This is a genomic window from Flavobacterium sp. SLB02, assembly GCF_009664855.1.
In the GTDB taxonomy this organism is placed as follows: Bacteria; Bacteroidota; Bacteroidia; order Flavobacteriales; family Flavobacteriaceae; genus Flavobacterium.
The window spans coordinates 3007451-3033194 of sequence record NZ_CP045928.1 but is presented as its reverse complement, the minus strand read 5'-3'; the positions used below and the strand labels follow the sequence as shown (position 1 = coordinate 3033194).

25 protein-coding genes are annotated in these 25744 nt (G+C 32.4%); 6 read left to right on the top strand and 19 right to left on the bottom strand.

The features are described 5' to 3' along the window. Nucleotides 1-18 precede the first annotated feature (18 nt). Both GIY83_RS11620 and GIY83_RS11615 read left to right on the top strand, forming a co-directional pair. The gene (locus GIY83_RS11620; protein WP_208687035.1) at nt 19-1407 is read left to right on the top strand and encodes a M20/M25/M40 family metallo-hydrolase; all 1389 of its coding nucleotides are present in this window, start codon (nt 19-21) and stop codon (nt 1405-1407) included. 7 nt (nt 1408-1414) lie between these two features. Continuing rightward, complete coding sequence (locus GIY83_RS11615) at nt 1415-1939, top strand: PsbP-related protein (protein ID WP_208687033.1); 525 nt, start codon at nt 1415-1417, stop codon at nt 1937-1939. Between the two features lie 53 nt (nt 1940-1992). Here the strand turns inward: GIY83_RS11615 and GIY83_RS11610 are convergent, their stop codons facing one another. The 11 genes from GIY83_RS11610 to prmA all read right to left on the bottom strand — a co-directional run bounded on the left by GIY83_RS11610 (nt 1993) and on the right by prmA (nt 13320). Next, nucleotides 1993-3093 (bottom strand): PAS domain-containing sensor histidine kinase, encoded by a 1101-nt coding sequence (locus tag GIY83_RS11610; protein WP_208687031.1) that lies wholly within the window; start codon nt 3091-3093, stop codon nt 1993-1995. A 186-nt stretch (nt 3094-3279) separates the two neighbouring features. Then, nucleotides 3280-3963, bottom strand: coding sequence for a YiiX family permuted papain-like enzyme (locus GIY83_RS11605; RefSeq protein ID WP_208687030.1), 684 nt, complete (start codon nt 3961-3963; stop codon nt 3280-3282). Between the two features lie 254 nt (nt 3964-4217). Next, nucleotides 4218-5120, bottom strand: coding sequence for a hypothetical protein (locus GIY83_RS11600; RefSeq protein ID WP_208687027.1), 903 nt, complete (start codon nt 5118-5120; stop codon nt 4218-4220). Between the two features lie 19 nt (nt 5121-5139). Continuing rightward, entirely contained in the window at nt 5140-5958 is an 819-nt protein-coding gene (kdsA, locus tag GIY83_RS11595; protein ID WP_208687025.1) for a 3-deoxy-8-phosphooctulonate synthase, read from the bottom strand. An 829-nt stretch (nt 5959-6787) separates the two neighbouring features. Beyond that, a complete protein-coding gene (locus GIY83_RS11590) occupies nt 6788-7579 on the bottom strand; it encodes an arylamine N-acetyltransferase (protein WP_208687023.1) in 792 nt (263 codons plus the stop codon). A gap of 135 nt (nt 7580-7714) precedes the next feature. Next, nucleotides 7715-8167 carry a 2-dehydro-3-deoxyphosphooctonate aldolase gene (locus tag GIY83_RS11585; RefSeq protein ID WP_194620008.1) on the bottom strand — a complete coding sequence of 151 codons (453 nt, stop codon included), beginning with the start codon at nt 8165-8167 and terminating at the stop codon, nt 7715-7717. A 181-nt stretch (nt 8168-8348) separates the two neighbouring features. After that, nucleotides 8349-9026, bottom strand: coding sequence for a lysoplasmalogenase (locus tag GIY83_RS11580; protein WP_208687021.1), 678 nt, complete (start codon nt 9024-9026; stop codon nt 8349-8351). A gap of 7 nt (nt 9027-9033) precedes the next feature. Beyond that, complete coding sequence (locus GIY83_RS11575) at nt 9034-10305, bottom strand: sterol desaturase family protein (protein WP_208687019.1); 1272 nt, start codon at nt 10303-10305, stop codon at nt 9034-9036. Nucleotides 10306-10432: 127 nt separating this feature from the next. Further along, nucleotides 10433-11944, bottom strand: coding sequence for a WG repeat-containing protein (locus tag GIY83_RS11570; protein ID WP_208687017.1), 1512 nt, complete (start codon nt 11942-11944; stop codon nt 10433-10435). Nucleotides 11945-12065: 121 nt separating this feature from the next. After that, nucleotides 12066-12341 (bottom strand): ATP-dependent Clp protease adaptor ClpS, encoded by a 276-nt coding sequence (locus GIY83_RS11565; RefSeq protein ID WP_173972908.1) that lies wholly within the window; start codon nt 12339-12341, stop codon nt 12066-12068. 145 nt (nt 12342-12486) lie between these two features. Then, the gene (gene prmA, locus GIY83_RS11560) at nt 12487-13320 is read right to left on the bottom strand and encodes a 50S ribosomal protein L11 methyltransferase (protein WP_208687015.1); all 834 of its coding nucleotides are present in this window, start codon (nt 13318-13320) and stop codon (nt 12487-12489) included. 112 nt (nt 13321-13432) lie between these two features. Here prmA and GIY83_RS11555 point away from each other — a divergent pair, with 112 nt between their 5' ends. After that, a complete protein-coding gene (locus GIY83_RS11555; protein ID WP_208687014.1) occupies nt 13433-14569 on the top strand; it encodes a hypothetical protein in 1137 nt (378 codons plus the stop codon). After that, entirely contained in the window at nt 14529-16865 is a 2337-nt protein-coding gene (locus GIY83_RS11550; RefSeq protein WP_208687012.1) for a hypothetical protein, read from the top strand. The genes GIY83_RS11555 and GIY83_RS11550 overlap by 41 nt, the downstream gene beginning before the upstream one ends. Nucleotides 16866-16992: 127 nt before the next feature. On the opposite strand, the gene tpiA is transcribed toward GIY83_RS11550, so the two are convergent. The 5 genes from tpiA to GIY83_RS11525 form a co-directional block, all read right to left on the bottom strand. Next, nucleotides 16993-17745, bottom strand: coding sequence for a triose-phosphate isomerase (gene tpiA, locus GIY83_RS11545; RefSeq protein WP_194620022.1), 753 nt, complete (start codon nt 17743-17745; stop codon nt 16993-16995). An 88-nt stretch (nt 17746-17833) separates the two neighbouring features. After that, nucleotides 17834-18328 carry a TlpA disulfide reductase family protein gene (locus GIY83_RS11540; RefSeq protein ID WP_173972903.1) on the bottom strand — a complete coding sequence of 165 codons (495 nt, stop codon included), beginning with the start codon at nt 18326-18328 and terminating at the stop codon, nt 17834-17836. 419 nt (nt 18329-18747) lie between these two features. Next, a complete protein-coding gene (locus tag GIY83_RS11535) occupies nt 18748-19191 on the bottom strand; it encodes a hypothetical protein (RefSeq protein ID WP_208687010.1) in 444 nt (147 codons plus the stop codon). Nucleotides 19192-19441: 250 nt separating this feature from the next. Next, nucleotides 19442-20542, bottom strand: a complete 1101-nt coding sequence (locus tag GIY83_RS11530) for a BT_3928 family protein (RefSeq protein WP_208687008.1) — start codon at nt 20540-20542, stop codon at nt 19442-19444. A 69-nt stretch (nt 20543-20611) separates the two neighbouring features. Continuing rightward, a complete protein-coding gene (locus GIY83_RS11525; RefSeq protein ID WP_208687006.1) occupies nt 20612-21151 on the bottom strand; it encodes a DUF1599 domain-containing protein in 540 nt (179 codons plus the stop codon). A gap of 224 nt (nt 21152-21375) precedes the next feature. On the opposite strand from GIY83_RS11525, the gene folP reads away from it, so the two are divergent. Continuing rightward, nucleotides 21376-22200 (top strand): dihydropteroate synthase, encoded by an 825-nt coding sequence (folP, locus tag GIY83_RS11520; protein ID WP_208687004.1) that lies wholly within the window; start codon nt 21376-21378, stop codon nt 22198-22200. Nucleotides 22201-22342: 142 nt separating this feature from the next. Then, nucleotides 22343-22966, top strand: a complete 624-nt coding sequence (locus GIY83_RS11515; protein ID WP_208687002.1) for a hypothetical protein — start codon at nt 22343-22345, stop codon at nt 22964-22966. Nucleotides 22967-22999: 33 nt separating this feature from the next. On the opposite strand, the gene rlmH is transcribed toward GIY83_RS11515, so the two are convergent. The 3 genes from rlmH to GIY83_RS11500 form a co-directional block, all read right to left on the bottom strand. After that, nucleotides 23000-23473, bottom strand: coding sequence for a 23S rRNA (pseudouridine(1915)-N(3))-methyltransferase RlmH (rlmH, locus tag GIY83_RS11510; RefSeq protein ID WP_026982293.1), 474 nt, complete (start codon nt 23471-23473; stop codon nt 23000-23002). Between the two features lie 208 nt (nt 23474-23681). Further along, nucleotides 23682-23984: an antibiotic biosynthesis monooxygenase gene (locus tag GIY83_RS11505; protein WP_208687000.1), complete on the bottom strand. Its 303-nt coding sequence runs from the start codon at nt 23982-23984 to the stop codon at nt 23682-23684. A gap of 173 nt (nt 23985-24157) precedes the next feature. Continuing rightward, complete coding sequence (locus GIY83_RS11500) at nt 24158-25573, bottom strand: adenosine deaminase (protein ID WP_208686997.1); 1416 nt, start codon at nt 25571-25573, stop codon at nt 24158-24160. Between the last annotated feature and the right edge of the window lie 171 nt (nt 25574-25744).

Genomic DNA, 25744 nt, shown 5'->3' with positions numbered 1-25744 from the left:
CAAAAACGCATGAACCCTATGAAAAAAACGATTCTTTTAACTGCTTTGGTTTTAAACGGATTGACATCTTTTGCACAGTCAAATGATGAAAAGAATATTAAATTATTCTATAAAAAAGCTTTAACAGAAGCTAAATGTTATACCTGGTTAGAATATTTGTCTAACGATATCGGAAGCCGTTTGTCAGGTTCTAAAGGTGCCGAAGAAGCAGTAGAGTATACAAAAAGACAACTTGAGACATTAGGGCTTGATAAAGTGTATTTACAGGAAGTTATGGTTCCGCATTGGGTTCGTGGCGAAAAAGAAACAGCTTATATTTTAGATGGAAAAATAAAAACCAACGTGCCAATTTGTGCTTTGGGAGCTTCAGTTGCCACTCCAAAAACAGGTATTACAGCAGAAATTGTTGAGGTAAAAAGTATAGATGAATTAAGGGCTTTAGGAGATAAAGTAAAAGGTAAAATTGTATTTTTTAATAGACCAATGAACCCTGAAAATGTGGGAACTTTTGATGCTTATTCAGGAGCAGGAGATCAAAGAAGAATAGGAGCAAAAGAAGCTGCGCAATTAGGAGCTGTAGGAGCAATTGTTCGTTCACTAAATTTACGTTTAGACGATTTCCCGCATGCAGGAAATCAAACTTATGGTGATTTACCAAAAGAAAAATATATCCCGGCTGCTGCAATTAGTACAAACGGAGCTGAATTGTTGAGTAAATCCTTAAAAGTAAATCCGGCATTAAAATTTTATTTTAAACAATCTTGTGAGACGTTGCCAGATGTATTGTCACATAACGTAATTGGAGAACTTACAGGAACAGTAACTCCGGAAAACATAATGGTAGTGGGCGGACATTTAGATTCCTGGGATCTCGCCGACGGATCTCATGACGATGGAGCTGGAGTAGTACAAAGTATGGAAGTAGTTCGCATACTTAAAAACTTAAACTACAAACCTAAAAATACGATTCGTGTAGTTTTGTTTATGAATGAAGAAAACGGCGGAAAAGGCGGCGCGAAATACGAAGAAGTGGCCAAACAAAAGAACGAGAATCATATTTTTGCCCTTGAAAGCGACTCGGGCGGATTTACACCAAGAGGTTTTTCTATAGAAGCAGATGATGCTAACCTGAAAAAAATTCAGGGATTTGCCCCTCTATTCGAACCTTATTACGTTAATACTTTTGTAAAAGGGCATAGTGGTTCAGATATTGAACATTTAACGTCTAAAACGATTGTAAAAGCAGGTTTAATGCCAGATTCACAACGTTACTTCGATTATCACCATGCAGCAAACGATAAATTTGATGCCATTAATAAAAGAGAACTGGAACTGGGAGCCGCAACAATGACTTCACTGATATATTTAATTGACCAAACCGGAATTATACTGCCAACAAAAAGTTAGATTTAAAATGAAAGTCGTTTTTCAAATAAGCTTTTTATTTTACGCTACACTTACGTTTAGTCAGCAAAATTCTGAAAAGGCTTATAGAAAATTATATATTAGTGAGAAAAAATATTCGTTGCTGTTTCCTGAAAATTGGTATCTTAAAAAAACAGATTCACTTCAAAATTCATTTATGTTGCTGAGTGAAAAAAGTTCCTTACAAGATAATTTTATAGAGAACATTGGTTTAGTAATTAAAGATCTTGGCTATGAGAATGTTAAATCAAAAGTGCTAAAAAAAATAATAGATAAAAAATTTGGTGTTAGCAGTGAAATTATTTCAAATCGAAAAGTTTTAAAAAATGGTTTAACAGGACAAGAAATTGTTTATAAGACAATGTTGGATAATGGATATTTTGCTACAATTCTACAATATTATTTTATAAAAGGAAGAGATTTATACCTATTAACATTCTGTTCTAAACCTGAAGAGTTTTTAGATTACATGCCTATTTATCAAAATATATACGATAATTTTGATATTAGGTAATCAGTTTTATAAAAAAAGCCATTCGTTTTGTGAATGGTTTTTTTTATAAAACCTTAATCCTTAAAAGTAATTGTAAATTTTGCGCCCTCATTAAGTTTGCTTTCCAGACAAATATGCCCGCCAAGATTGGTTACATGATTGTAAACCAAATACAAACCGATACCGTTGCTGTCTTTGCGTGAATTAAATTTTTGATGTAATCCAAAAATCTTATCCTTTACTTTTTCCATATCAAAACCAATTCCGTTGTCTGTAATGGTCAGTTGCGTACTTCCGTTAAAACGATGTGAATTAAAATTAATAATGGGCAAAGAACCGGGTTTAGAGTATTTAATTGAATTTGTAATTAAATTCAGAAAAATACTTTTCAAAGAAGTTTTATTAAAGAGAACCGTTTCTACCTCAGAAAAATCAATAGTAACTCTTGCTTTTGAGTTATGAATTAAAGAGTTTATCGAAAACAAAACCTCTTTTAAAACAGCATCAAAATTCAATGACTCCAATTGATTGTCTTCTTCATTTTTTTTATCCAGAATAGCGACGTGATCAATTAAAGTTTTTTTTAGGCTTTGGGTCGCGATTTCAATAATCGAAATCAGTTCAAGCGTTTCAGGATCAGTTATAGTAGAAGTATCCAGAAGATCAAAAACAGCCAATAAATTATTTACCGGAGATCTCAAATCATGCGCGGTTGTATAAGTAAGCTGTTTTAGTTCGTTATTTATTTTAGTAAGTTCTGTTAAGTGAGCATTTCGTTCCTGTTCCAGCTCTTTTTTGAACGTAATATTTTTAGCAATTGCAAACACAAGTTTGTCTTTTTGTATAGGAAACGATGTCCACAGTAACCAAACCACATTACCGCTTTTTGTTACATAGCGGTTTTCAAAATTAGATAAGCCAATTTTACGGGTTAGATTTTTTCTTGCATTAGAGGTGTTTATTCTGTCATCTTCAAAAACAAAATCGTTTATGGGTTTCGATAATAATTCTCCCTCACTATATTCTAATAATTTTGATACAGATGGATTTATTTTTTTAAAATAACCATCAAATCCGGCGACACATAATAAGTCCGGCGAAGAATCAAAAAACTCCTCAAACTGACTGAAAAAATCAACAGTATTTTTAGTAAGGTTAGGTGCGCTATGGTTCATAGATTAAACCTAATTTTGAAATTACATTACTAAAATAATATTAAAATTTTACACGAATGTTATATTTTTAACATTGTATTGGGTTTTTCGTTTAAAAACACTTTAATTCGTTGAACAACATTTTTAGCTTAAATAATGCAGAAGTAAAATCTTATAAATGTTTTTTACTTCATTTCTAAGACACAATTAATAAGTATCTATAACGGTTTTTAGTAAATCAGAATCTACTAAATCAGATGGTGCCACAACTTTTTCATCAAGCGGAATATCGTTTCCGTATCTTTCCTTTAAGATTTTCTGTACTCTGGCATCGCTTAAGTTAAAATCCTTCATTTGCTTTAATTTTGATAACTCAATACCTGCAGCATTTTTATAAATTTTCCAGATCAGTTCAGAGCAATAAATCCTTGTGTCCGACCAGTCAAAATAAGCATCATATTCCTTTCCTATAAAACCCTGACTGTAATCTTTCATTTTTTGCAAAGTGGCGGGAGTTAATACAGCATCGGCATTTTTCAATCTTTTTATTAGATATTTAGCACCTTTTCCGTGCTGAATCCAATCTTCAAGCCGAGTTAGTTTTACAGGCTGAACAGCTTCAAAAACAAACAAATTTCCGTTTATTTTATAGATAAGTCCACAATGCGAAAATTTAGAATTCGTAGCAATTCGAACCGCTTCACATTGACTTGATTCCGAAGTCTGAAAAATAAGATCTCCATCCTGAATTTTATTCTTTAAAGAAGTTTCTGTATTATTTTTTGTATTAGAAAACGGATTGTTCGGAAAAACCTTCATGGCAACAAACAAAGCACAGCCAAAACTCAATAAAAATGTAATGCTAACAAATAGATATTTTGATTTTTTCATGTTTTAGTTTTAAGGTATTTTATCGTAAAATTATATTTCACGCAGATTTTAAAAAGATTCAAGCAGATGCGCGCAGATAGTTATAAATAGCAAATTTTTAAATTATATTTGCTATAATCTGCTAAATCTGCGTGAAACAAAAAAACTTTGCGACTCCGCGACTTTGCGAGATTTTTTTCTTACTCAACAAATAAAAGGCAAAAAAAAATAGTTACCAAAATGATAACTATTTTTAAATATAATTTTAAGAAATATTAGATTCTAAAGATTCCACCCACAGCAATAATTCTTTGAAAAAAGAAAAAGTCCTGCGAAGCGCTATCATCATTACTTCTTGTAGTCTTAATATCCTGCATGTTGATGTAACCACCTTTTAGCTCACCTTGCAAGTAGAAATACTTGAAGAAAGTAAAGTTAATTCCCGCTTTTGCAGATAAACCATAACCAGAAACATGAAAATCATCATGACGTTCTTTTCCTAAAAGAGTTGTATTTGTTTTAGGATATAAAAGTCCTGCACCTAAACCCTCAGTTAAATTAATCTGAACCTTATCAGTATTAGTGATACCAAACAATTTAGAAATATCATCATGTCTTGAAACCTCAGTATTAATATAGTTCAAACCATCTGTATGTTCGTACATTAAAAAAGCTGGAGGATTTCCCTGAGTACCACCCGCAATACCACCTTCCTGAGCACCATGCTGAGACATATCCACAGGAGTATTATTATAATCTCCGTTGTAATAAGATCCAGGCTGATCAGCAGGTAAATTAATAGTACCGGTAACATTAGCGATTTGATTTTGAGTCATCACATATTTCATGTGATCCCAACCAACCGAAACACTGTAATGATCACTAAAGAAATATCCCATTCTAAAGTTCGTTTGCGGAATCGTCATGTTTGCCGGATTTACATAATCAATATGCCATCCTTTTGGCTTATCATGCGCCTTCATATCATTAACAGTAAAGTTGTAATCCTTACCTCTAAAATTTACATCAGATTTCGTGTAACTGTCTCTGTTTCCTCCCCACGAAACGAAAAATTTTCCTTTATTGTGAGCCGTATATCTTTGTACTGCAATTTCTTCCTGAGCAAAAGTGTTTAGTGAAAAACACAACAGAAAGAAAAATAAAATATTTGTTTTCAATGCAATTGTATTATAAAATTTAAAATGAGTTAACTGTTTTTCTAATGGCAACCAACTTCGTCATTAAACCTTCAAAATAGTCTAAATGCAACATGTTCGCACCATCACTTTTTGCATTAGCAGGATCAAAATGAGTTTCGATAAAAATACCGTCAACACCCACAGCAATACCCGCTTTGGCAACAGTTTCAATCATATCAGGTCTTCCGCCCGTAACACCGGCAGTCTGGTTAGGTTGTTGCAACGAGTGCGTAACATCAAGAACTGTAGTGGCATATTGCTGCATAGTAGGAATACCTCTATAATCAACAATCATGTCCTGGTAACCAAACATAGTACCACGATCTGTAACCATTACATTTTCGTTATGGCAGTCCAGAACTTTTTGTACCGCATGTTTCATACTTTCCGGACTCATAAATTGTCCTTTTTTCAGGTTCACCACTTTTCCTGTATTAGCCGCAGCCACAACAAGATCAGTCTGACGAACAAGGAACGCCGGAATTTGCAAAACTTCAACGTATTGCGCCGCCATATCAGCATCTTCATTAGTATGAATATCTGTTACAGTAGGAACGTGAAAAGTTTCAGAAACTTTTCTTAAAATTTTTAATGCTTTTTCGTCACCAATTCCAGAGAAACTATCAATTCTCGAACGATTGGCTTTTTTAAACGATCCCTTGAATACATAAGGAATCTGAAGTTTGTCGGTAATACCAACTAATTTTTCAGCAATTCTTAGCGCCATTTCTTCACCTTCAATAGCGCAAGGTCCCGCCAATAAAAAGAAGTTTCCGCTTTCAGTATGCTTAATTTGTGGAATATGTTGTATGTTCATAATATGATTTTTTGACAGTGCAAAGGTAGTCATGATTTATGAATACGAGATGAAGATTTAAGATTATTTTAAGAAGCCACTCGCGCTATCCGCTGCAATATTTTTCTCTAAACCTTTTTTTTCTTGGTCTTTGAAGGAGCTTCCTCCGGTGGCTCTGCAAAAACCAAAAAAAATAGGCTTTCTCAAAAAATGATTTCCGCTGCTATCACGGCTAGGAGTTTAGTGGAATTATCGTTTTCAATAGGGAATATTTCCTCAATTACACTTTAATATGGTAATCAATAGTTGTAATAAGCTTACAAAAAAGAATTACTTTTCATAAGATTTTTTAATGTAGTACTGAACAATTATGACGATTATTAGAATAAAAGTTAAGAGAAGAGTCAGCATAATGAGGCCAAGAAACCCCATGCCACATCTAAAGGAGTTTGGATTTTGTTCTAAAAATTTATTAAAATTATAGGAGGAAACGTAAAAAGCTACTATCGATAAAACTATTTGCGAAAAAAAACTAATCAAACAAACTGTTCCAAATTTTAAAGATATAGTTTCACCAATTGCTTTTCTGCCAGCTATAATTTGAAACAGTAATGGAAGAATAATTAAAATTAGAGGCATAGTACTTATTTTTTAATTGATTTTTATTTCTAAAAGCTTTATTATTATTAGTATCTGTACTCGCGCGAGTGTCCCGCTTGTGCCCACAATCAAAATCAATTGAGATCTATTGCTAAAATAGAGTGATAATCAATAGGGGAATTTCGGGTGCTAAAACCATAGTGGAATTATGGAATTTAATACGTGATATCTCCTCAAAAAAAATCTTAAATTATACCTTAAGGTTAAATTCTGTTTCTAAAGTAGTATTCAATTGATTGTCCTCAAAAGGAATAATTTCTGTAACCCCATTTGTTACTGATTTTATGGCATTTTTAAGTAATATTTTTTTACCTAATGGATTTTGTAAAACAACAATTAATTTTTGAGTAAAAGTAGAATCAGGGTGTGAGTAATTATAATGATTTGCAGGCTTAAAATCGATCCACCTTTGAGGAGTTACATCAAACGAATATAAGTTAGACCATTCTTTTTCGATAAGTATTTGCAGTAAATATTCATCTTCTTCCGTTTTAACCAAAGTAAAAGTATCATAACCCTGTTGAATTTCAGTTCCGATCTCACTCAGTTTCAAAGGTTCTCTGATGCTGTTTCCTCCAAATCCCAAATCAATCAGATATTCTTCATTTTCGATTGTAGCAATTATTGCCAAATGTGTTCTGGCATTCTGGCCAGGATTAACCAAAGGGCGCACCGCAATATAATAATGCGGAACTCCAATTTCCTGAAGCATTAACGAAAATATGCCATTAATTTGATAACAATATCCACCACGGTTTTTATCCACAATTTGCGTTACAATATCATCACCAATTAAAGAAATAACTTTACCGGCCTGAACATCAATATTTTCAAAAGGAACACTAAATATCTGGCTTTGCATCAATTTTTTTATACCATCTAAATTCAATTTAATTTCTCCCTGAAAATTGATTCTCTTTAAAAATTTTTGTAAATCAAAACTTGAAGCTTCAATTTTATAATTATTTTTTAATTTTTCCATTGTATTTTTTTGACTTTTACAAATAGTTCCAATACAATCAAAATTAAGGCATTTGTATAAGTACAAGGAGAGTTTTAACTTATTTTTCGGTTATATTTTTATTCTCAAAAGCTTTAAAACACAATCAATCTCATCTTACTCCTTCTTCAAACTCAATCCCATCGGAACCATCAAAATTCCTTTTTCATAAATGTTCAAATATAATTTGACAGGTTTCTTTTGTCCTTCCCATTTTAATTCATAAACATTCAAAAATCCCGCACCCATATCACTTCTTTTGGTTGGGAAGGGACAACAGGTTTCTAAGCGGATATAAGTTATTTTTTCTCCGTTTGGTCCGGCCAGAGCATTTAAAAAACGAGTTTCGTTCAAAGCTTCATCTTTTGTATTTCTAAAAAATATATTAACCGGATAGTCAGGATCAAATCCGTATTTTTTATCAGTACTAAAAAGCTTAATTTCAAATGTATTGTTTTTCTTTAAAACCAAATCCGGAGCATTATCATCAACATTTTTCAAAGTCGATCTCGTACTCACACAAGAAGTTGCACTAATTATTAAAAGGATATAAAGGGCTATTTTTTTCATGGTTTAAAAGTTTTGGTAATACAAATGTAAAATGTTTTTTCAGCCACAGATTAAAGGATTGAAAAGATTCTAAAAAAATCTGCATGAGAAATATTTTCAATTCGTTTTATCCACGATATAATTCGTTACAATTATCACGATTCAAAAAAAAAAAAAATCCGTGCAAATCAGTGGGCTAATATTAATCTAATTTTTGCGTATTCAGTCTTATAATCCCCACTACAATCAGATATTGTGCCACAAGATACGTTAGCATAATAAAAAAAGAACTTTTTTCGATTGGTGCATGAAATTTATCAAAGGCCAAAATACTGTCCGAAGCGACAAACGATGCAGCTCCCAGAAAAATGTATAAAGCCCCTGGTTTTTTCCAGATTAAATAACCATTAAAAGCAAATAAAAGCATAGTCGAAATGACAGCAGCATAGACAATAACAGGAATTTTGAGATCACCCAGATTTGGCATTAAAACTAAAATCATTGCCGTTAAATAGAAAGCAATTACAACGCTTCCCATTCCAAAAAGGATTTTATTAATCTGAATTTCTCCTATGATTTGTTTATTAAAAAGAACACAGTAAGCAATATGTGCTATTAAAAAAGCAACCAATCCTAATATAAAATAGATTTCGGCTATATCAGCAAAAAGCAGAATAACATCACCAATCCAGGAAAATAAAAGAGCAGTTAACAGTATCTTTCTGGTGGGGAATTTTCGATTAAAATAAACTCCAAAACCCAACAAAGGGATCAGAGCAGGTTTTAAATATAAATCTAAATTCTCATGTCCTAAAAACAAAACGATGAGATATAAAATACTAAAAGCGATGTAAATTTTAAAAAAAGCAGCATTTTTCATAAGCGGTTTATGAATTTATTATTTGGTTTGTTTGGGTTCTGAAATCGATGGTCACAAAGAATACCGAAACGAAAAACGATAAGCTCAAATAACCTAAAATAATGTAATTACTCATGGCAAAAGCATGATTTAAGCCAAACCAATCTCCACAATACGCTATAATTGCAACTGCAATAACCAAGCGTAAACCTTCCCAAAAAATGGCATATTTGCTTTTGTCCATTAACTCTGTGTAGCTATAAATAGTTACAAAAATAAATAAACCATAGATAAAAATATTGGGCAACCCAATTGTGGCAATATTATCAAATAAATAAGTCACAAATAAAAGCGTAATTAAAACCTGAGCTACAGACCAGTAAATTAATTTCTGCGAGTTTTGTGTGCCGTATTTCTCAAAATCAAAAACATTATCAATTTTATTTACAGGATATTTTTCATCAAAATTTTCCGGTCGCCAGCCTGTTGGTTTAAACCAGATGGTGAGTTTGTCTTTCCAGTTGTCGGCTCTCCAGGCATCTTTTATTAACAAAGTCAAATGCTGGAAATTAATCCGGATTGGGTTCCAGGTATTGGCAGGTCTTGTAATACCAAATACGGGCGGAACATCATCTAATTCGGCTTGAAAAGTGCCAAAAAGTTTGTCCCAAAAAATAAAAATCTGCGAATGGTTTTTATCTAAGTATTCGGGGTTTATAGCGTGATGCACACGATGATGCGAGGGAGTAACGAGAATGTATTCAAGAAATCCCATTTTTTTGATGTGTTTGGTATGATACCAAAATTGCAAAAACAAATGCAGCGGCAAAGTGATCGCAATTACTGTAGCAGGAACGCCCAATAACGCAGCAGGAATCAATAAAAAAGTAAACAAATTAACCAAACTCGCAATTGGCTGACGCAAAGCGCAGGCAAGGTTAAATTCTTCACTGCTGTGATGAATAGCATGTTTATTCCAGAAAAGATTAATTTGATGTGCCCATCGATGACTCCAGTAGCCATAAAAATCGATCACAAAAAAGGCGATACAATAGGAGAGAACATTGGCTTCTAAATGATAAATGGCAATTTTAGAAACCATCCATTCATAAGAAATAAAAGTCAGGCTTAATCCCAGAACATCTTTTACAGAATTGGTAATTCCAGAACTAATACTCGATACGCTATCGATCAAAGGAGCGGTGTCGTCCTTTTTATAAATGCCGTATATTTTTTCGATTATAATTAATACTAAAAAAATAGGCGTAGCGATAATCAATATCTTTCCATATTCTTCCATAAAAAAACATTCTATTTTATTCAAATATAGAATAAAATAGAATGTTTTTTAAATTATTTATAAATTAAACACTTTGTAAAAACATATTGAATTTATGTTTTTACAAAGTGATAAGAATCTTCTTAAATTAATAATCAGAAGTATTGTTTACGGCGTAAGCTTTTTTAATTTTTGGATTTTTAATTTCAAACCTGATGTATTCTTTTATGATTTGAAAAGAATCGTATTTGATCTCAAGAGTAATCTGGTTTCGGGCATTTACAACCCCATATTTTTTATTTTTCTTTACAACAAATTCTGAAGTAGAATAAATGTTTTCAATAGCTTCATATTCACAGGCCACTACGATTTCATTTTTATTACTAATTACGCCAAATTTATTTCCATTTTTAAAAATCTGAAAGTTGCTTTTCGAGAAACCGTTAGAGAAAAGTCGTTTTTTTGCAAATTCATCTACCGGAATTTCAATTTCAGAATAGCTGTTATCAACAAGAGTCAGGAGATATTTTTTATCGTGTTTTGTCGCAAAGATTTTATTTTGAGCTGCATTGTAAAACTTGTAATCTTCGTTAATAATACGATCTCCATTTTTAGAAAACACGCCATTTTTATTATCTAAAGTAGTTACAACATAATAATTTGAAAAAGTTTGAACATCTTTATACTCAATAGGGATAATCTCTTTTTCTAAAAAAGGATTTATAATTCCCTCGAGATCTCCTTTTCTTGCTAAAAATTGATTTTGAAACAGATTGTCCTCTTTATGACTTACCGGATAAATAGCATCATAAACAAACGCTTTTAAGACAGAATCTTTATTAGTAATCAGCCCGTATTTATGTTTGTCGATGGCAATATAAGTTGATTCGCCTGTCCTGATATCATCATATTTGCATTCGATTGTATATTCTCCTTTAGAATTGATAACACCTTTTTTATTGGTAATGTTATTTAGAATAAGATAAGAATCAGAGTCGATGACTTTTTCAAATCGATGATTTTTAATAGGTTCTAAAATGGACTTCCCTTCATTGTTTATTATAAAAGTATCATTGTTCTGCAGAGTTACAATGCTTCTATTATCTGTAAAATAGTCAATGTCTTTTGCTTTGTAATTGGTTAATTGCTTTCCTGAGAAGTCAAATATGTCAACAATGTTATTGCTTTGTGCGTAAATAATAGCACCGTGATCCATTATAAAATCGAACTTTAAAGGTAAAATTATTTTGTTTAAAGTATCTACAACACCTGTTTTGTTGTTTTTTGAAACCCTGAGGAGGTTTTTGTCAAGGTGAAAAATGTCGTCATATTCTAGCGGAATTCTAATATTTCCTTTCCTGTCAATATAGCCACGTTTGAATTTTTTATTGACTGTATTTCCAACTTCATACAAGTTTTTAAGTTCTTCCTTATTATAAATATATTCATAAGTTGGTTTGATAACTACATTTCCTGTTGTATCAATAAGTCCCATTTTTCCTTTAAAGGTTCTGAATACGGCATAATTATTTTCGTAGGCATATACATATTCATAACCCACTGTTTTACTTTTTACCAATTGCTCGCGAAGATTATCGAATTTTTTCTGGCTTAAAGAAACCAAGGGGAATAAAAACAGAAGAAATTTGAAGTATTTCATGATTTTAATTTTGGTAAATTATTAGGTTAAAAATGAGCTGAGTTAGGCTAAAATAAAAACGCATTCTAAATTTATTCAAATTATAGAATAAAATAGAATGCGTTTTGAAATTATTGGCAATTTAAACAATTTCGGCGCTTAGTCCAGCTTCCAGAAGTTGTGTACATTGAGGTTTTAGTTTATCCAGTGGCCCTGTTTTTACAGTGCATTTTCCGTTGTAATGTACAATTAAGGAACATTGTTCTGCTTGTTCAGGCGTGTGACTGCAAACACGCATTAAAGTATCAATTACGTGATCAAAAGTGTTTACATCGTCGTTATAAACAATGATTTCGTTATTGAAAACCGTCGCTTCCTTTTCGCGAACTCTTTCTCTTACTTTTTCTTTAGTACTCATGTTTTTAGGTTTTTGTACTTTTTTGTAATTACTAATTTTATTTGCCAAAGATCTACAATTCAACAGCTTTTTAAAAGCTAAATCTGTGTAAATCTGTGTGATCAGTTTAATCTGCGGGCTACTTAAATTTTAGAAAATCAACTATCTAATTTACGTATTTTAATGAAACCCAGTTATTTCTTTGAAACTTTTTAACATATGTTAATCCTTTTTCTGTGCATGAAGCATCAATAAAAGGAATGTCTTCTTCATAGAAACCGCTAAACAATATAATACCGCCTTTATTCAAACAATCAACATAAGACTGCATATCATTCAACAAAATATTACGATTGATATTTGCAATGATCAGGTCGTAACTTTTGCCGGCTAATAAAGCAGCATCGCCTTCGTAAACGGCAATATGTTTGCAATTATTGCGTTCAGCATTTTCGATAGAATTCAAATAACACCAGTTGTCAATATCGATCGCATCAATTGGCTGGGCACCTTTCATTTCGGCAAGAATAGCTAAAATTGCAGTTCCGCAACCCATGTCAAGTGTTTTAAGACCTCTTACATCCATTTCAAGTAAATGCTGAATCATCATGTAAGTTGTTTCGTGATGACCAGTACCAAAACTCATTTTTGGTTCGATTACGATATCAAATTCAGCATCAGTTTTTTCGTGAAAAGGAGCGCGAACATGGCATTTTCCGTCTACATCAATCGCTTCAAAATTCTTTTCCCATTCCTCGTTCCAGTTTACCTGATCGATTTCTTCAACAGTATATTCAATTTTAAATTCTTCAGATTCTAAAATATAAATGTCATCTAAGATATTCTCATCCCATAAATCTTTCTTTACATAAGCCGAAATTCCAGTTTCAGTTTCAGTAAAAGTCTCAAATGCTTTTTCGCCTAATTCAGCAATTAAAATTTCTGAACCCGGTTCTTTTGGTTCAATAGTAAAATGGTATCCTAAATATATATTCGACATAAATAATTTTTTTGCAAAGGTAAGAATCCAAAGCAGAAGTTGTTCATAAATAATCGACATCCTTACATATATTAATGTTAATTTTGATTTGAATTGTAAGGATTTTTAAAATATGAGAATTATCGTTTTTATTTTGCTTTTTGTGTTACTTAACGGAGCAACTTGTGAGAAAGAACACAAAGTAGTAAGATCGTTTTGTTATTGGAAAACTAGTTTGTATTTTCAGAAAGAAGAAGATTCTTTGATAAAGGATTTGAAAATACAGCATATGTATATTCGTTTTTTTGATATCGACTGGAATCCGTATGCCAAAGAGCCTCTGCCAGTTGCAACAATAAACGATTTCAGCTTAAATGAAAGCAATCCTGAAATCACGCCAAGTATTTTTATTACGAATGAAGTTGTTTTACAATCGGATAAAAGACAATTGGATAGTCTGGCCGCAAGAATTGCGAAACGAGTACAGCAAATTGGGGTGAGACTAAATGAAACAAAAGCAGATAAAATTGCCAACACAATTGTATATCCAAAGGATTATTACAAACAGGAAAACTATAAACGCATCAATTACGACTCGGTAAAATCCATTGAACTGGCGAAATTAAAAGTTGATTTTAAAGAAATCCTGATCGATTGTGACTGGACAGAAAAATCGAAAGACAATTATTTTTATTTATTAAAGCAAATCAAGAGCGGTTTTCCAACAGCAAAAATTTCGGCAACAATCAGACTCTGGCAATATAAATATGCCGAAAAAGCAGGAACCCCGCCAGTAGATAAAGGTTTATTGATGTGTTATAATTTGGCAAAACCGGATGATATTAATACCAAAAATTCGATAGCGACAAGCGAAGAATTAGCGCAATATATTACACACGACAAATACAAATTAAAACTTGATATTGCTTTACCGTTGTACAGTTGGGCAGTTATTTTTAGAGGAAATCAGTTTAAAGGGATTTTATCCGATTACGATCAGTTAAGAAACGATACTATCAAACTAAAGAGAACATCAGATGCGAAATACATCTTGCAGGACGATGTTTTAATAGGGCAAACTTATCTGCGAAACGGAGATGAAATCAGGATCGAGAAAATTTCTGAAAGTGAACTTGAAAAAATGATTTCGATTATTACCCGTAAAATCAAAATAGACAATCAAACCAAAGTGACGTTTTTCTCTTTCGATAAAAAATACATCAACGATTATGGAACCCAAAATATATCCGGCTATTATGAGAGTTTTTAGTAGTGTACTTTTAGTTTTATGCTTTCAGGTTTCTTTTGCCTGTGGATGGAGCGTTTCGCCAGAAACCAGTCGATTGGCTTTGTTTAAAGCCCAACGAGAAGGTTTTTTTAAACTTACGCCGTTCTATTATTCAGCAGATTATTACTATTCGACGAACACTGTTTCCGGCGTCGATCAGGAAATGAATTGCCGGGAATGGAAGAAGAAATTAGGCAATGAAGTTGATCCTAAAGATGTTCATGCCATTTTGTACCAAACAGATGGAGAATTGTTTGAAACTGCTTATCAGAACAAAACATTAAAAAAGACATTCGAAAAAAATACTTTTATCGAAGCTTTATTACGATCAAAAAACAAAGCATTCTTACACTATATTTTGTTTGCCAAAAAGTTAGAATACAATAGTAATACCGATGTAAAATGGGAATCCTGGAACCAGATAGGATATAGCAGCAAAGATCATCAACTAGCCAATATAGGCGACTTTGAAAAGAAAATAAAAACAGCCAAAGATGCTTTTTTAAAACAGCGATATGCCTTTTTAATTTTAAGATATAGTTTTTACGCCCAGGACAAAAATGAAGTGATTCGTTTGTATGATACTTATTTTGCCGAAAATAAAAACACGATTTTAGAACCGTGGGCTTTGTATTATAAAGCTTTGTGTATAGATAATTTTCCTTTGCAGAATTATTTATTGAGTAAAGTTTTTGCCACCTGTGAAGAAAAGTCATTTGCTGTTTTGCAGCATTATAACTGGAAATTAACCCAGGAAACTTTGGCTTTGGCCCAAAACGACGAAGAGCGAAGTGTTATCTTGTCTATCGAAAGTTTTCGTAATCCAGCACCGGATCTAAAAACAATCGAAGAAGTTTATCAACTAAGTCCTAATAGCATCAATTTGAGCTTTTTGATAGGAAGAGAAATCAATAAACTCGAAGACTGGATTTTTACGCCGCAATACACCAACAACGGAGCTCCTTCGGTTACATTTGAAGGTACAGATTGGTATGGAGATTATGCTAAAGCAAAAGCAGAAAATTTAAACAAAGATATCTTGCATTTAAGAGCGTTAGAATATTTCTTAATTTCTATTCGCGAGCAAACTTCAGGAGAACAAAAAGATTATATCGCCACTGCAATTGCACAGCTTTGTTTTATGGATAATGACATCGCGTCAGGGAAAAAATATACTGATATGATTTCCGACAAAGCCAATGCATCCATGCAAATGCAGAAAAATATTCAGTTGGCTTTAGTATCCTTAAAACAAGACGATTTGAAAAGGGAGAAAGTGCAAAACCAACTTTTTAAATACTTTGATTCTGTAGAAAGTCTCGTAGAAACAGATTATGGCTTATTTAAAAATCTTTATAGTTTGTACCGAATTGCCAGCGCTGATTTTGCTAAACAAGGCGATCGCGTTACAGCAGGATTATTAATGATGAAGTCAGATAGCAAAAGCGAAGGTGTGTATTCCTCTTATGATAATGCCTATTTTTACAGTTACATAGGTTATTTTGATCGAACGGCTACTACACAAGATGTTGATAAATTGATCGCTTTACAGCAAAAAGAAAATAAAACACCTTTTGAGAAATACATTTGTTCAGGAACAATTGCTCCAAATATTAATTATTACAAAGACTTAAAAGGAACAATTGCTTTTAGAAACAACGATTTAGAATTGGCTTATGAAACCTTTTCGTCTATGCCAAAAGATTTCTGGGAGAAAAATTATTCGTTTACAGATTATTTGAACGAAAATCCTTTTACGCCTAAAATCCTCCAAAAAGATAAAGAACGCAAATTTGATTATCGTTTTAACAAAGTAGATTTTATTGCCAAACTTATCCAGTTAAAGAAACAAAATACGGCTTCGAGCAATTTGCAATTGGCACATGCTTATTTTAATGTTTCGTATTTAGGAAATTCCTGGATGATGGTCGCCTACGACTGGACATCTGGCGAATCCTATATCGATTATGTTTACGGAGATAATTCTGAACTTGAGAAAACCTATCAAAAAGGCAATTATTACGGTTTAACCATGGCTAAAATGTATTACGAAAAAGCCCTCAAAATGTCTAGAAACAATAACGAGAAAGCAATGGCCAGTTTAATGATTTTTGAATGTAATTATTACGGTCATTATGCCAATATGGTTTCAGCCGAAGAAGAGGCAAAAAACCCGTTTAAAGCAGGGAAGGAGCTGGTTAATTTCTATTCTATATACAAAACAACACCAACGTTTAAAAAATACAATTGCCCTTTATTACATTCGTTTATAAATTAGGTTTCTCACCATATAAGTGATATAAGCTAATTTAGGAAATCCCAATTTTTAAAATCCAAATTCCAATAATAAAAAAACTCCATTGCGAAGCAATGGAGTTTTTTTATTTAAAATTTAAAATCTAAAATTAGATAGCTGTTACAATAGCTAAGAAGTCATCAGCTTTTAAAGCAGCACCTCCAATTAAACCACCGTCTACGTCTGGTTTACCAAAGATTTCTTTAGCGTTATCTGGTTTTACAGAACCACCGTACAAAATAGAAACTTCGTCAGCGATATCAGCTCCGTAAGCTTTACGAACAACTTCTCTGATGAATTCGTGCATTTCCTGAGCTTGTTCTGGTGAAGCAGTTTCTCCGGTTCCGATAGCCCAAACAGGCTCGTAAGCTAAGACAACTTTAGACCATGATTCTTTTGCAATTTGAAATAATCCGTCACGCAATTGGTTTTCAACAATATTAAAGTGATTTCCTGACTGACGGTCTTTTAATTCTTCTCCAAAACAGAAAATTACTGTTAAGTCATGTTTCAATGCAGTGTCTACCTTATTAGCGATCAAAGCATCAGTTTCGTGAAAAATTGCTCTACGCTCAGAGTGACCAAGAATTACGGTGTTTACACCAATACTAGTTAACATATCAGCAGAAATTTCTCCTGTAAAAGCTCCACCTTCAGCCTGGTGAACGTTTTGAGCAGCAACACCAATAGTTGTATTTTTAACTTTAGCAACAGCTGCCTGTAAGTTTACAAATGTTGGAGCTACAATTACCTGAGCAGTTGTTTGAGCTGGTATTTTAGTAATTAATTCGCTTAATAATTCTTCAGTTTGTGCCGCGTTTTTATGCATTTTCCAGTTTCCTGCAACAATCTTTTTTCTCATTTTGGTAGTTTTTATTTTATTTTTTTGTTTTTGTTCTTGTTTTATTAAATCCAATATTGACATTGAATTTTGAAATTGCAATTGAAAATTATTTCAGGCTTTTCAAAGTTTCATTGATTTTATCAAAATCTTTTTCAATGGCACGATACAATACAATTTTTCCTGTTTTGTCTACAATGATATATCTTGGAATCCAATCCAGATCAATTGCTTTTCCAAAAAGGCCTTTCATACCATCATTCATCATAAAATGATCGCCTTTTAATTCGTGTTTTTCAATTCCTGCTTTCCATTTATCAGCTGTTTTATCAGCAGAGATAAATAAGTACGAAACATCAGGATTGTTTGCCTGAAGTTCTTTTAATTGTGGCATAGCTTTTACACAATCACCACACCACGAAGCCCAAACTTCGATAACCAAAGTTTTGCCTTTGTATTTTTTTAAAATATTTTTGAAAGTAACCTGACTTTCATCAGTTGCTAATAATTTTTCAGACAAAGCTTCTTTAGAAAAACTTGTTTTCTGAGCTTGTGAGCATGAAAATGTAATAAAGGCAATTACAACAAGGGCTAATTGTTTCATACGTATATACTATTTGTTTTTTAAATTCTAATTGAAGATCCTCTTTATATTATTAATTATTAGGTTTTAAAATCCTAATGATTTCAGGTAATAAAAGATCATCAACAAAGTTAAACAAACAAATTGAATGAGAAATGGAGATTAACAAAAATTGAACAGTCCCGTATTTTATAACAAAAGATAGAAATTAGGTTAAAAAATTGAGAGTGAAATCGTAATAGTAGAGCAATGAAATACGAATTTTGAACTATTTTTTGATTTAATTAAAAAACAGATCGCAAAAAAGTTTTGTTTTATTTTCAAATCTTTTCGTTTTTGACCAAAAAAACGGCTGAAAAAAGTCTTTTTTAGGGAAGAAATAATTTGTGTTTTTTTAGAAAAGAACAATGAAAATAGTATTGTAGTTTTATTTTTTGGAGTTAGTCAAGAGAGGCCAGAATGTTGTAAACTCCTGATGTTTTATCTCGTTTAAATACGGTATTGGTAATCTCTACATTTTTATATTCAAAATCTAAACCTTTTTTTACCAAAATGGCATCGACATGAAGTTCAAAAATACGTTTGTCGCCCACATTTACAGAATAATTGATATTCTCACTTTCTCTTCCTACATTTTCAAGGACTATTATATCCAAATCGTTATCAGATACAAAATGATGTGGGATTACATCATCAGAATCCAGGTTTTTTACAGTGATTTTTTTCGGGTTATATGTTTTGTTTGAGAATACATTTTCTCCGGTATTTTTATCTAAAATCTGAAAAGCAAATGTTTCCGGCGCTGTGAGATTATCAGTAATATCAGCTTTACTATTACATCCAATGAATAAAAAAATACATACGAGGCTTGATAATTGTTTCATAGTTATTAATTTAAATTAAACAATTTCTAAGATTAACAAAAGGTACGGCTTATAATTTATATTTTTTAGCGCAGAATATTATTTTAACGTATTTTTTAGTTTAAATTATGATTGTATTTGGTCGCTTTTGCTGGGTATAAGTCATTAATATGTATTATGTTATTATTCAAATCGATTGGTTTGAAATCAAAAAAAAACACCAATTCAACTATACGAAGAATTGGTGTTTCTGAATTTTTAAGCTGATGCTTTATAACTTCAAATCCTGAATATCATTGTAATGAACTTTTTGAATTATAGTTCCGTTTTGTATCACAACAATGCTAGGATTAGCTCTTTCTACCGTTTTTAGAGCTGTAGCGTCACAGAAATAAAAATCAGTATCCAAGCCATATTGTTTCTTCGCTTTTGCAATTTCATCAGCTCCAGAAGCTGTCATTGCAATTACTTTGTATCCTTTTGCTTTCGCAGCTTTACTTAAAACCTCTAATTTTTTCATTCCGTCAGGATTAGACAAAGCCAAGTCATAGGTTACAAAAACCAGTAATTTAGGTTCTTTAAGTAATTCTTCTTTGTAATCAGAATCCTCTTTTACCATTGTAAAATCGTGAATTGGCGGAATATAACCTTCTGTAATTACTTTGTCTTTACGGTCAACAAATGTTGCGCCTTCAGGAATATTTGCTAAATCTTTTTCGGTAAATTCTTTGTCAACGCCATTTACTTTGTAGATAAAAATCATTTCAACTACAGATTTTGGTGCGCCTTCAGGAATTTCCATTCCTTTCTCTATATTCGTTCCTACTTTGTAAGGACGGAAATCCTTTATAGGATTATGATTTAAAACCCAAACGGCCATGAAAATACACAATACAACACTTGAGTAAGTAATAATGTTTGTTACGGGACTTGAGAATAAAGGTTTTACTAATTTTTTATTGATGAATAAAATCAGGATAAAGAATAATAAAACAATATCTTTTGTGAATGATTGCCAAGGCGTTAAGTGCAAAGCATCACCAAAACATCCGCAATCTTTTACTACATCAAAATAAGCAGAGTAGAAGGTAAGGAACGTGAAGAAAACAATTAAAAGTAATAAAGCCCAAATCGTTAGTTTTGATTTGTACCCCACCAATAACATAACCCCTAAAACAACTTCAAGAATTACTAAAAAGATCGCTAATCCTAAAGCCAATGGCTCTAAAAATGGCATATTAAAAACCGGTTCGCTAAAATACTCCGCTAATTTATAAGAGAATCCAACCGGATCATTCAGTTTTATTAATCCGGAAATAATAAATAATATTCCGACAAATAATCTTGAGAATTGGGTAATGATGTTTTTCATGTCTTATTTTATTCGCCACGAATTTCACGAATTTCTACAAATTAATTCGTGAAATTCGTGGCTTATTTTTTATTTGATTGGTTCAAGGATTAATGCAAAAACAGAATAATTAATCATATCCTGATAATTGGCATCGATTCCCTCAGAAACTAAAGTTTTTCCTTTATTATCTTCAATTTGCTTTACGCGAAGTAGTTTTTGCAGAATCAAATCGGTCAATGAACTTACGCGCATATCACGCCAGGCTTCGCCATAATCATGATTTTTGGCTTCCATTAACTCTTTGGTCAACTTAACTTTAGCATCGTATAATTCGGTAGCTTGTTCTACACTTAGATCAGGCTGATCTACAACACCTAATTCTAACTGAATCAAAGCCATAATCGAATAATTGATAATCCCGATGAATTCTCCTTTTTCATCTTCATCAACTTTACGCACGTCGTTTTCTTGTAAACTTCTGATTCTTTGTGCTTTTATGAATATCTGATCCGTTAGTGATGGCAATCTTAAAATGCGCCATGCACTACCATAATCTTTCATTTTATTGATGAATAAAGTACGGCAAACCGTAATTACATTATCAAATTCAAGGGAAGTATTCTTCATTTATTGCTGTATATTTGCTAAAATTTCTTCAAAAATAAGGATAATATTAAAGAGTTTCAAGTTTGAGGTTTTCTTTGTTTCAAGTTTTTTCTAAACAAAGTGTTAATGCCAGCAACTTGAAACTGTAAAAAGTTTCAAGTTTCAGGTTTTCTTTGTTTCAAGTTCCGGAACTCACGTAATCTGAATCAACTTGAAACAAATAAAACTTGAAACAAAATAACAAGATGCAAATTAACTGCAAAGGCCAACTTATAGATTTATCGATTCCTAAAGTAATGGGAATTTTGAACGTTACGCCAAACTCCTTTTTTGACGGAGGAAAATATAAAAATGAAAAGGAAATTATCTCGCAAGTAGAGAAAATGTTATCTGAAGGCGCCACATTTATTGATATTGGCGCTTATTCCAGCAAACCAAGAGCCGAGTTTGTAACAGAACAAGAAGAGATTGAACGAATTGTTCCTGCAATAGAATTGATTTTAAAGCATTTTCCTGAAGCTTTATTGTCTATTGATACTTTTAGAGCTGAGGTTGCAAAAGGGAGTATAGAAAGCGGCGCAGCCATTATAAATGACATTGCAGCAGGAGAATTAGACGATAAAATGTTTGATGTTATTGCAGATTATAATGTTCCTTATATTATGATGCACATGCGCGGAAACCCGCAAACGATGCAAAGTATGACACAATATGACGATATTGTAAAAGAAATGTTATTCTATTTTTCTGAAAAAGTAAAAAAAGCAAGAAGTCTCGGAATCAACGATTTGATTCTTGATCCCGGTTTCGGATTTGCCAAAACAACAGATCAGAATTACGAAGTTTTACAAAAAATGGAACTTTTTAATTTATTAGAATTGCCTGTTTTAGCGGGTGTTTCCAGAAAATCAATGATTTATAAAACACTTGGCAATACAGCACAAGAAGCCTTAAACGGGACAACGGTTGTGAATACAATTGCTTTGACAAAAGGTGCAAAAATACTTCGTGTTCATGATGTGAAAGAAGCTGTTGAATGTGTTACTTTGTGTAACAAACTGAACATGTAAACGATAGATTTGTCATTCCGAGGAACGAGGAATCACACTCGAAACTCGACAAAGATTGACGATTTTCTTTACGGAGTTTCTTGCGGAGATTCCTCGTTCCTCGGAATGACAAACTAAAAGCTAAAAAAAAACAATAATAAACATGAAATACTTTACTCTAATTATCGCTTTCCTTCTTTTTTCATGTGAAAAAAAAGAAGACGTCCTGCTTCCAAAATCAAACGTATCAATTGTAAAAGATGTACAAGATCATTCGCCAATTTATATCTTCTTTAAAACAGAAGGAAAAGATACAATTACTGATGTAAACAGAAAAAATAGTATTATTTCGACCAATTGGATTTTGAATATAGACAAACGTTTGCCGTTAAAATTGGTTATTCCGGAAGTCATAAAACTTCAGGAGAAAAAACGTGCTGATAGTGCCCACAAAAACGAAAATGCCCAAAACTACTATTCCTACGCAGATTCTATCGGGAAGAATTTAGCCTTTTTACCTTTCACGAAAGTGTATTATAAAACAGAGAAACCGAAATCAGAAGGTTTGGTTGTTTTCTTTAAGAAAAATCAAACGGTTGAAGTTAATAATCAGGTTCTTAAAAAAGAAGAGTTACTAAATTATATCGCAAGCCTTGATTTTGCAATTAAGCCAAAAATGCAATTCTGTTTTGATAAAGATATGACCTACGGATCTTATATTCAGGATAAGATTTTAGTGCAAAAACTAGAATCATTTGCAGAAGTTAGTGAAGAGTATATCTTTTAAACTGAATACTAAAAACTGAGACTGAATACTTTTTTACTGGTGATGATAAGGTTCATTTCTTAAAATCGTAAATCCTCTATACAATTGCTCGATAAAAAACAATCGAACCATTTGGTGCGAAAACGTCATTAACGAAAGTGAAATTTTTCCTTGTGCCTTGCTATAAACGGTATCTGAGAATCCGTAAGGACCGCCAATTACGAAAACAAGAGTCTTGATCCCGGAATTCATTTTCTTTTGTAATTCTTCAGAGAAACCAACGCTGGAGAAGTTTTTTCCGTTTTCATCCAATAAAATCAACTGATCTGTTGGCGAAAGTTTAGACAGAATCAATTCGCCTTCTTTTTCCTTTTGCTGGCTTTCAGATAAATTCTTTACGTTTTTGATATCCGGAATAATCTCCAGATCAAATTTGATGTAAAACGACAAACGTTTGGTATAATCATCAATCAAAGTTTGAAGTGATTTGTTATCTGTTTTGCCGATGGCGATAAGTTTGATATTCATTTTAATTTTTTTTTGCCGCAGATTAAAAAGATTTAAACACATAGAGACATAGTTTTACTTTGTCTATAAAAGGCGTTTCACTAATAAAAATGCACATAGCTATGTGTGAAAGCTTGCTTTTTTTGTAATATTAAACAGGAACAATAAAAATCTATGTTTCTATGTGTTTAATTTTTTAATTCAAAGCTTAATCCGTTTAATCTGTGGGCTATTTTTTATTTTCAAAAACGGTTTCAAAATGTTCTACAACAGGAAACGGTTCGTAATAATGATGTAAAATTTTCTTCCATTCCAGATAAGCTTCAGAAGTTCTAAAACCAACGGTATGATCTTCAAGCGTATTCCAGTCAACTAACAAAAGATATTTATTTTCGACTTCAAGACATTTCTCTAAACGATGTCCTAAATACCCGTCAATTGAGGATATGTATTGACTTGCTTTTGCAAAATCAGCTTCAAATTGAGTCGCCAAATCTGATTTAACATAAAGAAATACTGCTTCTAAAATCATAAATTATGGAGTTTTTATCTGCTCGATTTGCTAAATCTGCGGGAGCTAATTTTTTCTCGCAGATTTGGCAGATTTGGCAGATTTTTTTTTAAAAATATTCTGATATAAAAAATCTGCGTTAATCCGTTTCAACCTGTTTAAATCCGTGTGCAATCTCGCACAGATTGGCCGTTTTAATTCTTAGAAAATTTATCTTCAAAAGTTTTAAATCTTGCATCCAAATCTTTTACTAATTGTTTCTTCACCGATGCATCCTGAATAAAACTATAATTGATGCTGTTGTAAACATATTGTTTTATCGTAGCGTACGAAACATCAGGATATCTTTTAGCAAGCAAAACATATTGCTCCGTCATATTTGTTCTTAATATTCCGGCATCGTCTGTACTTATCACGATTGGCACATTAAATTCTTTGTAAAGTGTAAACGGATGTCTGTTTTCTTTCACTTTCAGGATAAACTCATTACTCGTTAAGTTGATCTCAATCGGAATATTGTTTTTCGCCATATAACGCAATAAATCGTATGAGTTTGCTTCGTATGCAATATCAACTCCATGGCCAATTCTGTTAGCTCCGGCAACGTAAATCGCATCGTTTATATGCCAGGTTAAATCTTCTGGTTGAACCAATCCTAAAGTCAATTCTCCGGCATGAAGCGTATATTTTACGTCTGGATATTTTGAGTGACAATATTTAAACATCAACATGTGCAACCAATAATCTTTCATCGAATTTTCGCCATGTTCCGGAGAAACGATGTTAACGCCAGCAACCAGTTTACTGTTGTTTGCAGAGATAAAAGCAATGGTAAGATTCTTGAATAAATCAACCGGATCCATAAAACGCAACACAAAGTTTTGATAACGCATGGTAAAACGATCATCATCAATTTTTAAGTCTTTATGTAGTTTGGCAATGAAATTAGTATTGAAATCTAAAGCGTATTTTTTAGCATCTTTCTTCTGAATCGATTTGTACAATTCGTCTAAAAGTTTCAGAACTGCTTTTTCATCTCTTTGGGTTGCTGCATGACGTAATTTTGAGTTGAAATCGGTTAAATCAGAAACGTTCATGTCGCACGGAATCGTTGATAATTGTGTTTCGATATAACTTACATTCTCAGCAATAGCACGTTTTTTTAGTTCGAGCATTCCTTCTGCAAAATGACCGGTAATAGTAGATTCAAATTTCATGAAAGAATCAAAAAACTGATCGTCAGAAGGAACAGCACCATTATAATCCTTAACAGACCAGGTCTGCATAATTTGCTGCTCGTAATACTCTAGTTTTTCTTTTTCTTTAAGAGATGAAAATCTTTCCCAGTTTCCTTTTTCAGGTTTTGTTTTAGAAACCGCCATAGTTTCTAAATTCAAATAAAAATCTTCTGCAATCGCTCTTTCCAAAAGAGGTTCTGCGTAAACTGATCCCGAAAAATGATGGTGTAAATCGCCGCCCTTAGGCATTTGTTGAAAAAAAGCTGTTAAGAGAGCTTCGTTATTTCTGTTTTTATTTAAATAATTTTCAGCCGTTTGAGAAAAGCCGATTTGTGCTATGAAAAAACAGAAAAGTGTAATTATCCTCGTCATACTCTAAGTTTAAATTACATGCAAATATACAAGTTTCTGCGGAGATTTTAAAATTGATTTTTTGGCGTGGTGAATTTTACCGCAAAGAACGCAAGGTTTTTAGATATGCAAGACTTAATACAAACGCAAAGTTCGCAAAGCTTTGTCTAAAAAAACTTTGCGAACTTTGTG